At 30.5% G+C, this 16103-nt stretch carries 14 protein-coding genes; 6 read left to right on the top strand and 8 right to left on the bottom strand.

Translation table 11 applies throughout. The annotated features are described in order from the left end of the window. Positions 1-58: 58 nt before the first annotated feature. The 3 genes from BEE63_RS15030 to BEE63_RS15040 are packed head-to-tail and all read left to right on the top strand — an operon-like array spanning position 59 to position 2992. Positions 59-1186, top strand: a complete 1128-nt coding sequence (locus BEE63_RS15030; RefSeq protein ID WP_066022168.1) for an ABC transporter permease — start codon at positions 59-61, stop codon at positions 1184-1186. Between the two features lies 1 nt (position 1187). Further along, positions 1188-1868, top strand: a complete 681-nt coding sequence (locus BEE63_RS15035) for an ABC transporter ATP-binding protein (RefSeq protein WP_081312565.1) — start codon at positions 1188-1190, stop codon at positions 1866-1868. Further along, the gene (locus BEE63_RS15040; RefSeq protein WP_066022169.1) at positions 1868-2992 is read left to right on the top strand and encodes an ABC transporter permease; all 1125 of its coding nucleotides are present in this window, start codon (positions 1868-1870) and stop codon (positions 2990-2992) included. Before BEE63_RS15035 ends, BEE63_RS15040 begins: the two co-directional genes overlap by 1 nt. Positions 2993-3262: 270 nt before the next feature. Here the strand turns inward: BEE63_RS15040 and BEE63_RS15045 are convergent, their stop codons facing one another. The 4 genes from BEE63_RS15045 to BEE63_RS15060 form a co-directional block, all read right to left on the bottom strand. Beyond that, positions 3263-4708 (bottom strand): APC family permease, encoded by a 1446-nt coding sequence (locus BEE63_RS15045; protein ID WP_198507942.1) that lies wholly within the window; start codon positions 4706-4708, stop codon positions 3263-3265. A gap of 101 nt (positions 4709-4809) precedes the next feature. Next, positions 4810-5568 (bottom strand): ethanolamine ammonia-lyase subunit EutC, encoded by a 759-nt coding sequence (gene eutC / locus BEE63_RS15050; RefSeq protein WP_081312657.1) that lies wholly within the window; start codon positions 5566-5568, stop codon positions 4810-4812. A 24-nt stretch (positions 5569-5592) separates the two neighbouring features. Beyond that, a complete protein-coding gene (locus BEE63_RS15055; protein WP_066022170.1) occupies positions 5593-6954 on the bottom strand; it encodes an ethanolamine ammonia-lyase subunit EutB in 1362 nt (453 codons plus the stop codon). Positions 6955-6983: 29 nt separating this feature from the next. Further along, positions 6984-8390: an ethanolamine ammonia-lyase reactivating factor EutA gene (locus tag BEE63_RS15060; protein ID WP_066022171.1), complete on the bottom strand. Its 1407-nt coding sequence runs from the start codon at positions 8388-8390 to the stop codon at positions 6984-6986. 272 nt (positions 8391-8662) lie between these two features. On the opposite strand from BEE63_RS15060, the gene BEE63_RS15065 reads away from it, so the two are divergent. The 3 genes from BEE63_RS15065 to BEE63_RS15075 are packed head-to-tail and all read left to right on the top strand — an operon-like array spanning position 8663 to position 10691. Further along, positions 8663-9316: a TetR/AcrR family transcriptional regulator gene (locus tag BEE63_RS15065; RefSeq protein WP_066022172.1), complete on the top strand. Its 654-nt coding sequence runs from the start codon at positions 8663-8665 to the stop codon at positions 9314-9316. A gap of 14 nt (positions 9317-9330) precedes the next feature. Then, entirely contained in the window at positions 9331-9732 is a 402-nt protein-coding gene (locus tag BEE63_RS15070; protein WP_066022173.1) for an FMN-binding protein, read from the top strand. Further along, positions 9729-10691, top strand: coding sequence for an FAD:protein FMN transferase (locus tag BEE63_RS15075; protein WP_066022174.1), 963 nt, complete (start codon positions 9729-9731; stop codon positions 10689-10691). Before BEE63_RS15070 ends, BEE63_RS15075 begins: the two co-directional genes overlap by 4 nt. 427 nt (positions 10692-11118) lie before the next feature. On the opposite strand, the gene BEE63_RS15080 is transcribed toward BEE63_RS15075, so the two are convergent. The 4 genes from BEE63_RS15080 to BEE63_RS15095 form a co-directional block, all read right to left on the bottom strand. Further along, positions 11119-12684, bottom strand: a complete 1566-nt coding sequence (locus BEE63_RS15080; RefSeq protein WP_066022175.1) for an FMN-binding protein — start codon at positions 12682-12684, stop codon at positions 11119-11121. Beyond that, positions 12684-13676: an FAD:protein FMN transferase gene (locus tag BEE63_RS15085; RefSeq protein WP_081312566.1), complete on the bottom strand. Its 993-nt coding sequence runs from the start codon at positions 13674-13676 to the stop codon at positions 12684-12686. Before BEE63_RS15085 ends, BEE63_RS15080 begins: the two co-directional genes overlap by 1 nt. Positions 13677-13778: 102 nt before the next feature. Next, positions 13779-15233, bottom strand: a complete 1455-nt coding sequence (locus BEE63_RS15090; protein ID WP_066022176.1) for a sensor histidine kinase — start codon at positions 15231-15233, stop codon at positions 13779-13781. Then, positions 15230-15919 (bottom strand): response regulator transcription factor, encoded by a 690-nt coding sequence (locus BEE63_RS15095; RefSeq protein ID WP_066022177.1) that lies wholly within the window; start codon positions 15917-15919, stop codon positions 15230-15232. Before BEE63_RS15095 ends, BEE63_RS15090 begins: the two co-directional genes overlap by 4 nt. Positions 15920-16103: the final 184 nt, after the last annotated feature.

A 16103-nucleotide genomic window follows, 5' to 3' on the forward strand; every position in this document is an offset into this window, starting at 1 on the left:
CTTTTCTATACAAAAATATTCATGTATATTTTATATATAGGATAAGGGAGTGATTATAATGCAAAAACCTTTGAGTTATATGATGTATTTCAGGAATCATAAAAAAACTGTGCTGGGGGCTGCTGTGTCTATTGGCATTTCAATACTTTTAATAGGTGCAATTCAATTTTATACGCTTAATATGTATGAAAGCTATGAGAGGAATTTTACAAAGTATGAGTATGCTTCATCTATTCGAAGTCAAAAAGGCGATTTAAGTAAGGATACTGTGAATAAAATCAAAAATAATGGTTCAGTTGATAAGGTTATAAAAACCGGATATTTTCAGCATAGAGTTAGAAGTGTGTTTGGTACGGATACATCTGTTGATGGATTTTATGCTGATGAGAAGGACATAAGATATATCCTTGGCAAAATGAATTTTCAATTTAAAGAAGGTACAGGCTTAAAAAATGGAGACAAAAAGATTTTATTAAATGAAAATACAGCAAGATTTAAAAATGTTAAGGTTGGAGATTTTGCAGGGAAGGATGTTAGCAAAGATGATTATTTCCCGGGAAAATATAAGATAAGTGGAATACTTAAAGGAGACAATACTACATCTTTTATAGCGGAAAATCCTGATAAATTAGAATGTAATAGTACTGAATATCAATATCTGGTGTTCCCTAAAAAAGGCAAGATGTCAGAGCTAAATAAATTTTTAAAAAAGTTTAAAAGTGATGAAGTTAAAGTTGAGACATATGATGATGATATGAAGGAAGAAAAGCAGGAGTTAGAGGGTTTTAATACAGTATTTAATCTTGTCATAATTTTAATTATTATAGTAATGTCTGTGGTTTTGGGAAATTCCTCATATATAAATTACTTTAATAGAAGAAGAGAAATAGGAATATTAAAAGCAATTGGACATACAAGAGGAAGTATTATTATTAAGATGATTGAAGAAATAGGTATATCTTCACTAGCAGGCTTTTCATTAGGATATTTACTGCTTTATGTATTTGCAGAAGTTAATAATAAATTTTATTTATATCCCAAAGGACTTACATTTTTTCATATAACCTGGAGTTTGTTCCCTAAGCTTTTATCTATACCGCTATTTATAACGATTTTTTCTGTGATACCTGTATCTAGATTACTTGATAAAATTGAACCTATATCAATAATAGAAAGGATTGAGTAAGATGATTTTGCAGATGAAGGATGTAAATTTAATATATGATGTTGGACATGATGAAGAAACATATGCCCTAAAAAATATAAATTTAGATATAAAGGAAAAGGGCTTTTACGGAATACTTGGTCCATCTGGCAGCGGAAAAAGTTCTCTGCTATATCTTTTAAGTGGATTAAAAAAGCCAAGTACGGGCAAGGTTATATATGGTGGAAAATCTTATAGTGAAGTTAAAGATAGGGATATGTCAATTATAAGGAACAATAAATTTGGATTTATATTTCAAAGGCATTTTTTAATTGATTATTTAACTGCTCTTCAAAATGTGCTTGTACCTTTAAATTCAAATAAAAAAGATGATATAGATAGAGCAAAAGAGCTTTTAATAAAACTTGGACTTGAAAAAGAAATCAATAAAAGACCTGGAAAAATGTCAGGAGGGCAGAGGCAGAGGGTTGCTGTGGCAAGAGCACTTATAAATGATCCTGAAATAATTTTTGCAGATGAGATTACAGCTTCACTTGATCATAAAAATGCTTATCATGTGATGAATATTTTAGGGGAGTATAAAAATAAAGCAACTATTTTGGTTGTAACTCACGATAAAACTATATTGAAGGATGCAGATGAAATAATAAACGTATGGGATGGACAAATTAAAAGTATAGAGGATAAGAAGGTGGAAAGCTGATGAGATTGAAATCCTTAAGCATACTTTTATATCTGAAATCAAATTTTAAAAAGTGTATTCCACAAATTATGGTAGTAGCACTTGGTACAGCTTTAATGTACTTCATGTGTGTTCTTGGAGGTGGTATAGAGAATCAGATGAAGAATAATGTTTTAATGGCATATGAAAAACTTTCATGTGTACGTATAAATTCTATTAATGTTAATAAAGAGAAATATATTGATAAACTCAGGAAAAATAAAAATGTGGAAAAAATAATTATGGCAAACATGAGTACTGTACGTGCAGATATGTTGATAAGTAATACGGGCTCCACTATGCTCTTTATGTCGCCGGAAAATACAAAGTATGTCATGAAGAAATTAGATTTTAGGCTTACAGACGGGAAATTACCTCAAAATGACAATGAAATTTTGCTTAATAGCAACCATGCAAAAGCTATGAATGTAAAAGTTGGGGAAAAAATCAGTGATACCGTTAAGGAAGATTATGGGCTTAAATCACAATACAAAGTATCAGGAATTTATATAGGAGAAAATATTATGACTTTTGGATATATTAAGGGGGTGCCCAGTGAACTCAATACTAATGCCATAGTAGTAATTCCAAAGCAAGGTAAACTTAATGAAGTAAATAATTTTATTCACTCTTTTAAGGACAGCAATATATCAATTACCGATTATAAGGAACTATTTGATGATGTAGGTGCATTTTTTTCAATGTTTAAGGTTTTTGCAGTGCTAATTTTAGTTATTTTAATTGTGGTATTAACTTTTACTATAGGAAATATGAATCATATACATTTTGAAGATAGAATAAGCGAATTTTCAATACTTGAGGCTGTTGGTTACAGAAAAGTAAGTATATTTTATAAGATATTTAAAGAAATGCTTGTTATAATAGTGAGCGGTTTTATATTGGGAATTACCTGCGGAGTCCTCGGTGGAAATATATTTAATTTGGTTTATTGTGAGCCCAAGGGTGTTCCTGTCGGAGTCTATAATTATTGGTATATTATTTTAAGTGCTGTTATACCAGCTGTAATCTGGATTTTTTCTGGAGTATCATCTTTAAAATCCATAAGCAAAATGGATGCAGTTGATGTGCTGGAAGGGAAAGAGTAGTGGAGATGTAACATGGAAAAATTAATTAAGAATTAAGATTGAAGAATTAAGAATGAAGGAGGATTTTCCGCCGCGCTGCTCTGGAAAACCTATATTTTATAGAAGAAGCATTTGTAAGTTTAAAAGTTTTTCGTAGTGGAACGGAGAAAAAGTTACATTCATTCTTAATTCTTAATTTTTCATTCTTAATTTTCAATATACTATATATTTTCATATTTGCACTAATATATTAAATATTAGTGGCAATAAAATTCAACTCTAAATTCCGTGTTAAACAGCTTCTTCTTTTTCATCTGCTGAATAATCTTCTGAACTTTCAAGCCTTTTCTTAAATACTAGTGAATACACTACAAAACCAATGGCGATTAGTACTATAGACAAAATAGCTGTTGCGTGGAATTCAGTAGGTAAAGTGAGTATGCCTAGTTCAACTATTAACCATACAGAAGCAGCAATAATTACAGGCTTTGCGGCTTTACCTAAATTGAAGGTTTCTTCTTCAAACTCTATTTTATGTCTTTCTAATCCGTAGCAGACTGTAGTTATTAAATAAATTACAGCAGGGAGAATTGAGCAAACACCTACGAGTAAGGTTATAGAACCTGAAAAAATTGTTGCGGCTATTGCAAATACTAATATTAATATTGTAGCAGCTACAGGAGAAGATGTTTTTGGAGATACCTTTTTAAAGGTGGAGCTGAAGAAGAAAGCATTATCTCTAGCCATAGCATATATAAGTCTTGAACCTGAGGTCATTGAAACAGTTCCACAGGCGAAAATGGATATAACAACAACAACTAAAAATATATTACCTACAACAGATCCAAGGTTTGTCTGAATAATATAAGGGAGAGCATTGTTAGATGCAACAACTTTTGATAAATTTTTGATTGCAAAGGTTACAGCAATTAAAAACATAGTTCCAAAGATACCTGCAATTGCAACAGATCCAATTATAGCTCTTGGTACAGTTTTGTTTGCATTAACTGTTTCTTCGCTTAAATTGGCCGCTGTTTCAAAACCAACTATTGTAAAGGCTCCTAGAAGCATACTCATCATGAAAGGCTTAATATAAGAAAGACCTGAGCCTGTTTTTGCAGTATCAAATAATATACTTGGGCTGTTGCCATTTTTGAGAGCAGCTATTAAAAGTACAACTGTAAGGAGAATGATACCTACACTTTCGGTAAAAACAGCTGCATTATTTATAAGTGATGCTAATTTTACTCCGACGATGTTTAAAGTTGCTTGAATTATTAATGTAATAATAATTATCATAGAAATGTTAAAGGTTGTTGCTTTAATGCCAATTAGGGATGCGACAACTGGGGCTAAGCCTCCATCTATAGATGGTACAACTAATATTAAAAAACATACACAAATCCACCCTGTTACCCAACCGAGTCTTGGAGTTGAAAGTCTTTTAACCCACTGATAGGAGTAACCGGAAATGGGCATAGCTGATGCTAGTTCTGCGAATATAAGAGATACAAGTAATTGTCCTACAGCGGTAATAATCCAGGACCAAATTCCAGCAGGACCTGCAGTTGTAAGTACAAATTGATAACTGCTGAATATACCTGTAGTAATGGAAATAAAAGAAAACGCTACTGCAAAGGAACTAAAGAATTTTAAGTTTCTTTTGAGCTCCTGCTTGTAATTAAATTCGTTTAATAGTGCGTTGTCTTCATTCATAGTAATCTTTTCATTTTTCAAAATAAACACCTTCTCTCATTATATTTGAATTTTTTATTAAAAACAGTAAGTATACTGATTTGTTACTTAGCTTTATTTATTTGGATTTTTTATTAGCAATATTACATCTTTAACTCTGCACCGCTTTTTTTCTCTCTCATAAGAATTTCAGCAAAATGAACTATTTGAGCAGCAGCTTCAACAGGAGGGGTTCCATTATTATAAATATTTGATATAACAGTCCTTTGAGATTCCGGTTTTTGAGTACTTGATTCATAAGCCATATAACAGCTTAAACTTTGATTTGTAATAAGCCCGGGTCTTTCGCCAATAAGTAAAATTGTAACTTTAGCATTTAAAGTTTCGCTTATTTTATCCATGGTAGCTACTCTGGAATATTTTATATAGATAGGAGTTCCAACGGTATAACCTTTTAATTTTAATCCGTCAGTTAATACGGGATACATGTCACCAACATTTCTTTCGATAGCATAAGCACTTAAGCCATCGCCTACAATAATTTGGACATCTATGTTGTGTTTGCATTTTATATCAATTTCATTCATAACTTCATTAGAAAATTGTCTTCCTAAATTCGGGTTTTTAAGAAATTCCTCTTTGCTTTTTGCAGTGGTTTTAACCTTGAAAAAATTGAATTGATCTACAACTTGTTCATCAACATTAGCCCATACGGCATCATTAGCTGCAGCGTGATCACATAGAAATCTTAAATAGGTCTCTGTTCTAAGCCCGGTACCTGCACAGCCAACACATATTCGGGCATTTGTTGCTTCTTTTATCTTAACGCAAGCCTCGTAATTTTTGGGATTTTCTACAGTTATTCTAGAAGTATAGTCAATTGCGGATATATCTTTTATCATATCTTTCACTATTATCACCTCTTACTATTTAACAAAAATTGATGGATCACCTGCTATTTTAGTTAGACGACCATTCTCCATTATGCCTAATCTTTCCATGGCTTTTTCAAATTCTCTAGAAGGTCTTTTATTATAGAGCTCCCTAATAGATGCAATATCATGATAACTTGTCGTTTGATTCATTAGCATAACATCATCGGCTATTGGAATTCCCATTATATAAGTACATCCAGCTGCCCCTAAAAGAATTGATAAATTATCAGTATCATTTTGATCGGATTTCATGTGATTAGTGTGGCAGCAGTCTACGCCCATAGGTAGACCTGTAAGTTTTCCCATAAAGTGATCTTCCAGTCCAGCACGTATAGTCTGCTTACCATCATACAAATATTCTGGTCCAATGAAACCAACTACAGTATTTACAAGAAATGGTTTATATCTTTTAGCAAAGGTATAACAGCGAGCTTCTAAGGTCACCTGATCAGCACCATTGTGGGCTTCTAGGGATAATTCCGAACCTTGTCCGGTTTCAAAATACATGAAGTTAGGGCCTTTACTGCTTCTCTTTTCCTCCATAAGATGATAAGCTTCATCAATTAAGGTTTTATTTATGCCAAAACCTTTGTTAGCAGCTTCAGTTCCTGCTACGCTTTGAAACATTAGATCCATGTTAGGGCATCCTTGTCTTAAAGCTTCCATTTGAGTTTCTATATGAGCAAGTACACAGTTTTGAGTTGGAATATTCCAGGTATTAGTGAAGTCCTTGAATTTTGCAAGAGCAGTTTTTACTAATTCGACATTGTTTCCTACAGGGTTTAATCCAATAACAGCATCACCTACGCCGTAACTTAATCCATCCATTACAGATGCCATGATTCCGTCTATATCATCTTTAGCATTATTAGGTTGAAGTCTACCTGAAAAAGTGCCCTCTTTACCTATTGTTGTGTTGCAAGTAACTGGATTAATTATCTTTTTAGCAGTAGTTACTAGATCCATGTTGCTCATGAGTTTAGTTACGCCTGCAATCATTTCAGCAGTTAAACCATTACGCATTGCTGCTATTTCTTGACCTGATGATTTTAAAAGCAGTTCACGAAATTCACCTATAGTTAAACTTTTTATTTTATTGTAAGAAACCTCATCGATTGCCTCTTCACCCATTCTACTTATTTCATCATTTTCCCATGAAATTACAGGATTATTTCTTAAATCGTTTATGGTTAATTCAGATAAAACAACCTTAGCGGCTACTCTTTCTGCTGCAGTTTCTGCGGCGATTCCAGCTAATATATCTCCTGACTTCTCTTCATTGGCCTTAGAAAGAACGTCTTTTACATCTTTAAAACTATATATTTTTCCTAAAAGTTTGGTTTTTAATATCATAAACTATTTACTTCCTTTCGCATTTGGCTCTAAATTTTAAATATGAGAGTTTTTACAGCTACGGGAACAATATCACCTATAGAATTTCCTATATCTATATAATCACCAGTTTCAACCTTAACGCTGTCTATGCAAATGGTATTTCCGGTCTTGCCTCTAAACATCTCGATAGTTTGACCTAATGCTTTGGCAAAGTCATTTTCTACAAGAAATAAAACAGGTCTATTTTTTCCTTCATAAAATTCTACTATTTGCTTTGCTATTTCTTTTATTAAACTATAAGAAGGAGTTTTAGGACCCTTTAAGAAAAATGCTACTTCATCATTGCCATAAATTCTTTGCTTTTCTATCATAAGTTTTTTTATAATGCTGTAATCTTCATCTTCAGTTTCAAAAAGCCTTACAATAGGTATGTTTTTTTTAGGGAGTACAGAATCGTCAAAAATTATTGTACTTCCGCTTAATTTTACAGAGTGACTCCCAGCGCCAATTACAGTAGCACGAATTTTTTCTTTAGGTTCTCTAAGGTCAAGACCTTTTTCCTCAAATAAAAGTCTTAGGGATTGACCTAATAGGGGACCTATATCACCAAATTTTCTGCATTTATCAATTGAGTCTATTATTTCATTGTTATAGACACATTCTGCTATGCCACCTGAAAAAGTAATTTGATTTATGTGAATTTTCTTTGAGATATGTTCGATAAACAAGTCGCTTTCTAAGGTTGAAAGTGAAATATCACATGATAATTTGTAAAGAACTTCTGCTAGAAAATCAGTTAATTTTTTTAGTTCATAGAAATTTGGAATTTCACCTAGGACTATGTTTATATTATTTTTAGCAATTATTTTTTCTAATTTATCTGAAATATAAGATACTTTACCGTAAGCATCGAATTTAATAAGTCTGCCTCCGATATTTAGGCCATAAGCATCTATACATTTTCCAAATTTAAATACTGCTGCATTTGTGGTTCCTCCACCAATATCAAAGTTAACTGTGCAGATCTTTTCTTCTTCTGATAAGGCAGCAGCACCAGAACCGTTACCGGCAAGTATTGATTCAAGATCCGCGCCAGCTGTAGCTACTACAAAATCACCTGCGTAATCAGATAAAGTTTCTAGTACAGGCTTAGAATTATCTTTGCAGGAACTTTCTCCAGTAATTATGATTGCGCCTGTCGTTATATCTTCCTTTTTTATATTTGCATTTTTGTATTCTGATGAAATAATGTTTTTTAATTTTTCTAAATTTATTATTTGGTTTGATAATAGCGGTGTAAAATAAATTTTACTGCGATAAATTATTTTCTTTTCTGTTATTTCTACTCTAGGTATTGAAAAAGATCCAGCTGTATTTTTTAGTGTTATTTTACTGAAGATAACCTGTGTTGTACTAGTACCTATATCAATTCCTACACTTAAAATTTTTTCCATAAGTTTTACCTCTATATATTATTGATTTAATATATTTTACATAAATTAATTATTAAATTAGTAATATTATAATTTATAATTAATAATTTGTCAAAAAAATTCGTAGTTTTTATTTATATATTTTTTACAAAAGTTTAATTACATATTAAAAATATAGTAGTAACTTTACTTAAAGATATAAAAAATTAAAAATGTCATTGACTTAAGTATAAACTTGCTATACTATTAGTTTATAAAGTATACTGACGGTATAGTAAACAAAGGAGAGGCTCATGAAAGAGATTAGTCGTAAAGTAAAAGAAAAATTAAATAGAAAAAATGCAATAATAGATGGTGCAGAGGAAGTTTTTTTTAATAAGGGTTTTTATAATTCTACTATGGATGATATAGCAAAGAATGCTGAATTTACTAAGAAAACTATCTATTCATATTTTAATAGCAAAGAAGAAATATATTATGAAATAATGCTTAGGGGATATAAAATACTTAACTCTATGAATGATGAAATACTTAAGGAAAAAAGATGTGATGATGAAATCTACAATATAAAAATGATGGGGGAGACGTATATTGAATTTAGCACCAAATATAATGGGTATTTTAAAGCAATATTAGATTATAAAAATAATGATGATTTTAAAGGCAAAAGTGTAAATGAAAAGTTGTTTATGGAATGTTATAAAGAGGGAGAATATTCACTTGAGTTACTTAAAGATTGTATTGTACGTGGAATTCATAAAGGCCAAATTACGGATAAATATGATCCTATAGATATTTGTCTTACTCTGTGGTCATGTATTTTGGGATTTTCTAGCATTATTGAAAATAAAGAAAATTACATAGAAAAAGCGCATAATAGAACATCAGCTGAGGTACTTAAAACAGCATTTGAAATTGTTGTAGGATCTATTAAATGTATAGTATAAGGAGGTAGAGGTACATGATAAAAAAGGTATTGGTTTTAGGACTTGGAATTGTAATAGCTGTAGGCATAGCATTAGGAGTAAGATATTTAGTATCATTAAATAATTACAAAAAAGAAGTGGCTGCAATAATAATAAAGGATGTTAATTTAAATAAGGTAGCTGACGGAGAGTATATAGGTGCATATGATGTGAATTTTGTAGCTGCAAAGGTGCAAGTTAATGTTAAAAATCACAGAATTACTTCAATTAAGCTATTAAAGCATAAAACTGAAAGGGGTAAGAAAGCGGAAGTTATACCAGGTAGAGTTGTTAAAGCACAAAGTTTAAAGGTTGATACCATAACTGGTGCAACAAATAGCAGCAAGGTTATTCTTAAAGCTATTGAAAAAGCACTAGAAAGTGGAGAAAAAGCATGAGCATGAAGTATTTTGACAGTGAAATGTTTTGTATGGGAACTAATATAACACAAAGAGTATATGGTGAAAATGGAGAAGAAGTTTCTCTTGAAGTTCAGAGAGAAATGAGAAAACTTGAGAAACTAATGAATTTTTATAAGGCTTCTAGTGAAATTTCAATACTCAATAAATATGGATTTGAGAAAGAAATTAAATTATCTAAAGAGGTTTTTGATGTCATTAGAAGTGCAAAATATTTTTCAGAGAAAACTCATGGGGCTTTTGATGTAACATTAGCACCAGTTATAAAAATGTGGGGTGTTTTTACAGAAAGTCCTAGAGTACCTTCTAATGAGGGAATATTAAAAACACTTGAATGTGTGGGGTATAGCAATTTAATATTAGATGATAATAAAAGAACTGTTAGATTTATTAAGGAAAATATGAAAATCGATTTAGGTGGTATAGCTAAAGGATATGCAGCTGACAAAGCAGTTCAAATATACAGTAGAAATGAAGTTAAAGGTGCATTCATAAATCTTGGTGGTAATGTAATTGTATTTGGGAAAAAAGATAAGGAAGATGAATGGAATATAGGTATTCAAAATCCTTTAAAAGGAAGAGGAGAAATATTAGGTGCAGTTAAGGTCAAAAATAAATCAGTAGTTACTTCAGGAAGTTATGTCAGATATTTTGAAAAAGACAACATAAGATATCATCATATAATTGATCCGAGAACTGGTTATCCAGCTGATTCTGATTTATTAAGTGTAACTATTATTTCTAAGAATTCCATGTTATGTGATGCATTATCTACAGCGGTTTTTGTACTTGGATATGAAAAAGGCATTAATCTTTTGACACATGAGTTTGAAGAGGTTAGTGCCATATTTATTACAAAGGACAAAAAGGTTAAAGTTACTGATAATATTATAGAAGATTTTGTTTTGGTAGAAGAAAGTGGATTTGATTATAATTGAAGGTGCTGTTGCACTAAATACTATTACTTCACTTAAAATAAAATCAAGATAAATTTTTCTCCACTTCTCTACGAAAAATACCTTAACATATTATTATAGAGGGATAACGGACTTTGTGCATGATTATTATTAATAATGGCTAATATATTAACCTATTTAAAGATCAAATAATATAGATATCAAAGTAAACAAGCTATTTATACTCAAAATTCCGTAGGTACGGAGGAATTTTTTCCTTATTTTACTCTAAATCGAATTAACATTGATGAAGTAACGATTTAAAAAAATTCTAATAAATCTTGATGAAAAAATCGTAAAATACTTAGAGTTTTAATTTGTTTGAGCTTTGCGAGTTATTAAAACTCTTAGGATTTTACGATTTTTTCATCTTAGAGTTATAGAATTTTTTTAATGTTACAAATCAATGTTAATTCGATTTATTTAATGCATTACTAGCAGCTTCCATAATACCATTACTACTTCTAGTAGCTCCGGATACAGCGTCAACGTTTGTAGATTGAGCTTTTATAATTTCATCAGGTATAACACTTGAAGCTTCATCAAAGAAACGAGGAGTATCGTTGCTTGATACTATTTCAATATTTGATATTTTACCACTTTTAACAGTTACAGAAACTTGTAATCCAGGTCTAAATCCATTACCAGTACCTGTGTAAGTACCATCCTTATAAGTTGTCCCATTAGTAGTTGTAGAAGAATTATTGTTAGTTTCAGAAGCTTCATTAGAGGAATTCTCATTACTTAAAGAATTTTCATTGTTTGAAACTGTAGAATTATTTGTTGTACTGCTGCTCTTTGAAGAAGAACCTGATTTAGCATTCTTTAAAGCATCACTAACGGCCGCCATAATTCCATTACTGCTTCTGGTAGCACCAGATACAGCATCAACACTTGTTGATTGAGCTTTTATAATTTCGTTAGGTATAGTGTTTGCAGCTTGATTGAAATAATCAGGTGTATCATTATTTGATAATATTTCAATACTTGATATATTTCCATTTTTAACAGTTACAGAAACCTTCATGCCAGGGTTAAAGCCTGTGCCAGTACCAGTATAAGTTCCATCTTTATATTGTCCCTTAGAACTGCTAGTGCTTACGCTTGAGCTTATTGAACTTCCATTTTTATTAACTATATTATTTGAAACATTAGTAATCCCGTATACTCCAATAATAGCCGCTAAAGCAGCAGAACTTGCTAGAGCTGGGTTTACATTTTCGCCAGCTACATTTAATTGAGTATTTTTCCTTGGACAAGTTTCTGCGCATTTTAAGCATATAATACATTCTCCACTTGTAACTTTGCTGGTTTTATAAAGAGGTATTCCCATAGAGCATTTATTAGTACATAATCTACATTTACCGCATTTATCATTTGGTTTACTTATATTAAAAAGTCTGAATCTTGATATCAAAGAGAATATAGCTCCAAGTGGACATAAGTATCTACAGAAAAATCGCTCTATAAACATACATGCAATGATTATGATGAATAAAATTATAAATCCTAAAGTATACTGGAAAATGGCGGTTTTAAAGTTTGTAATTTGAGCAAATGCATTCCAGGGATTTAAGATATTTAAACTAGAAGTACTAAGTGTCCAAATTAAAATTGCTATGAGAACTAGAATTAGGTATTTTACATATTTAAGAAGCTTATCAGTTCTTTCGTCTACCTTGAATTTAAATTTGAATACTTTACTAGATATTTTATACAATAAATCATTCATGAATCCGAAGGAACACATCCATCCGCAGAAAAATCTTCCGAATATTATGCTTGCAAGTAGTGTTGTAATCGCCGCAGTAAGAGAAGCTATAAGACTTATTAAATTAAAATTTCCTTTTATTATGCTCGAATAAAATTTACCTATCTGACTAAAGCTTAATGCAAATAATCCTGGAAGTAAGAATAAAAATATTAATTGAGAAATGAATCTTGCTATTTGTAATTTCTTTATTTTGTTCTTCATTATATCACTCCTGACAATTTAAATTCTTGGTTTGTAATTTGAAAATTATCTTTAATACCTTTTGTTAAGTAAATTTCTTTTCCCTTTGTTATGAAAATAGCATCTAATCCTTTAAGAGAGTTTATTAAATTTCCACCTGCGTTCACTCCCATAATGTAAATACCTGTGGATAGACCATCGCCGTCCAGGGATTTATCTGATATTATGGTTATGCTTATAACTTCATTATCTGATGGGTAACCTGTTAATGGATCTATTATATGATGAAAAAATCTGCTGCCTACTATGGAATATCTTTCATAATTACCAGAAGTAACTACTGACTTGTCTTTTAAGCTTAATATTCCAACATAATTTCCTGTATAGGCTAGTGGATTTTGTATTCCTATATTCCAATTTTCTCTAAAGCCTTTTTTACCAACAAGCATTAAATTACCACCTAAATCTATTATGCCTTTCTTTATTTTGTGTTTTTTAAATATACTTTTTATTTCATCTGCAGCATAACCTTTTGCAATTCCGCCAACATCTATACTCTGATTTTTATTTCTGAGCATTATTGAAGTTCCTTTATCATCAAAAAGTATGTCTTTGTAATTTACTAACTTGAGTGATGATATTACTTCAGTTTCAGTAGGAATTTTAAAGTTTTCCTTTCCTATATTCCATAAGCTTACTATGGGTCTTATAGTAGGATCAAAGGTTCCATGGGTAAGATTGCTATAATACACTGATTTTTTTATTAGAAAATAAGTTTCAGCGCTTACTTTAACAAAGTTTTTACCAGCAGCTTCAGTTATTGATGAAATTTCACTGTATTTGTTAAAGGCAGAGAGTTTGTCATTTAAAGTATTTAATTTCTTTATTGATTCATCTATTGCAGCATCTGAGTTTTTACAGTAGGCTGTTAAACTTATTGTTGTACCAAAAGAGTAAAAGTTTTTTGTATGAGGAATATCGTAGGATGGATCATTGTTAAATTGAATAAACATATTAAAAGCTCCCTTCTGTTATTTTAATAATACAGTAGGGAGCTTAAAATAATATTAGAATTTCCTTAGAATTTGCTTAGAAAAGTGTAAAAATAATAAAAACTAAATTTTATTTAGGTATATGTAAAACGAAGTCCCGTGATTAACCTCACTTTCAGCTGATATTTTACCATTATGATTTTCAATTATTGATTTTACTATAGAAAGACCAAGTCCATAACCACCGGATTTTCGTGAGCGGTGATGTTCACTTCTAAAAAATCTATCAAATATGTGATCTAGATCTTCTTTTGGTATTCCACTTCCGTTATCTTGAAGCTTAAGTATGATAGAATTTTTTTCGGAAGATAGGGATAGAGTTATTACACCATTTTCATTATCAGTGTGATTTATAGAATTTTGTACTATATTGAATATAACCTGTTTAATTTGATTTTTGTTTCCCAGAAAATATGAATCCCCATTTAGATTGATATTTACCTTTCTTTTTGCTGCTAGAATTTTAAGTCCGGGATAAATTTCTTCTATAATATCTTTCATATTTTGTTTTGAAAATTCAACATGAACATCTCTATCAAGTCTTGTTAATGTAAGAAGATTATTTACAAGTTCTGAAAGTCGTTCGCTTTCTGATAAAATACTATTTAAGGCTATTTTTAATTTCTTTTCATCCTTGTATGAACCTAAAAGTAAAACTTCTACAAAACCACGTATGGAAGTAAGTGGAGTTCTTAGTTCATGAGATGCATCTGAAATAAACTGCTGCATTTTCTTCTTAAGTGCTTTTTCATTTTTAAAAGAAGTTTCTATGCTTGAAAGCATTTCATTAAATGCAGTTGATAATTGATCTATTTCAACTTGATTATTATTAGTAGGAAGACGTTTGTTTAAATCCCCAGCAGTAATGTTTTTAACAATACTTGTTATAGTAAATAGAGGATTTAAAGTATGATTAATGACCATTCCACCAATAAGTATTGCTAAAATTAATATCATAATTGAAGCAACTATATATATGTAAAGTTGTCTATAAACAATTTCTTTAGTTGAATGAAAAGGGGTACTTAATTGAATTAAACCACTGGGAGAATTAGAATTTATTCCTCCAATTTTGCGCCAAATTGTTAAATTGCAAAAATCATTTTTATCTTTGATAATGGTATATCCTTCAAGGTTACCTTTTCGATGCATAATTGCTCTGTATTCAGCAGGACTTAGTTCAGGATTAGAAACATTGGCTTTAGCTCTATTACCCGATAGAATTACTTTGCCATTCTTATCTATGATAGTAGTGGTAAGTTTCATATACAATGTGTTTTTTACAATATAAGCTGCATTCTTTTTTAGTGAATCTTCTGATTTTATATTTTGCAAAGTATGTGATACAATGTTGATTCGCGATTCCATAAGCATTTCTTGACTTTTACATAAATATTGCTTTAAAAAAAAGAACTGAAAAACTTCTAAAAGTATTAAAAATATTATTAGGAGTAAAAATAGTCGCCTTAAGAGCTGCCATTTTAAGCTTTTTTCTTTAAATAATTTTAATGAATTCATTTTGCTACCATCCTGTAACCAACACCTCTAACGGTGCAAATTATATTATGATCTGTATCATTTATTTTGTCTCTAAGATATCTAACATAAACTTCAACTATATTTTTTTCTCCACAAAAATCATATCCCCATACTTTTTCAAGTATTAAATCTTTACTTAAGGCGATTCCATTATTTAAAAGAAAATATTTGAGTAAATTATATTCTGTAGGAGATAAGACTAAAATGTTTTTATTATAAGTTATTTGATGTGCATCATTATCTATTGAAAAAGCTCCGATGTAACTTTTAGAATCAGATTTTGGCAATGAATTTCTAAGCCTAGCATTGATTCTGGCTAAGAGCTCCTTAAAGCTGAATGGTTTTATCATATAATCGTCTGCGCCTAAATCAAGCCCGATAACTTTATCTTCAATTCCATCTTTGGCTGTAAGCATTATAATTGGCACACTTGATGTCTTTTTTATCTGAGAACATACTTCATATCCATTTATACCTGGAAGCATTACATCGAGAATTATTAAATCAGGCTTTAATTTCTCTGCACTAACCATTGCTTCTGTTCCACTGAAAGCAGTGGATACGGTGTAACCTTCACCCTCTAAACCCATTTTTAAGAATTCAACTATACTTTCTTCGTCATCTACGACTAAGATGTTTATATTGTTTCTATTTAGTGAAGACATTGTTATCCTCCTTTAAAATTAATTTATTTATAGTATACTATATGTAAGGTTTTTAGCTCAACTATTAAGTTATGTATCTTCAATTAGTAAAATATAAATGTTGAGAAGTAATAGTATTTTGAAACATTAAATAAAAATCATAAGGCTAAGCTTCAAATTATAAAAATACTAAGAAATTTTAATA

The sequence above is a fragment of the Clostridium pasteurianum genome (assembly GCF_001705235.1).
Lineage (GTDB): Bacteria > Bacillota > Clostridia > Clostridiales > Clostridiaceae > Clostridium_S > Clostridium_S pasteurianum_A.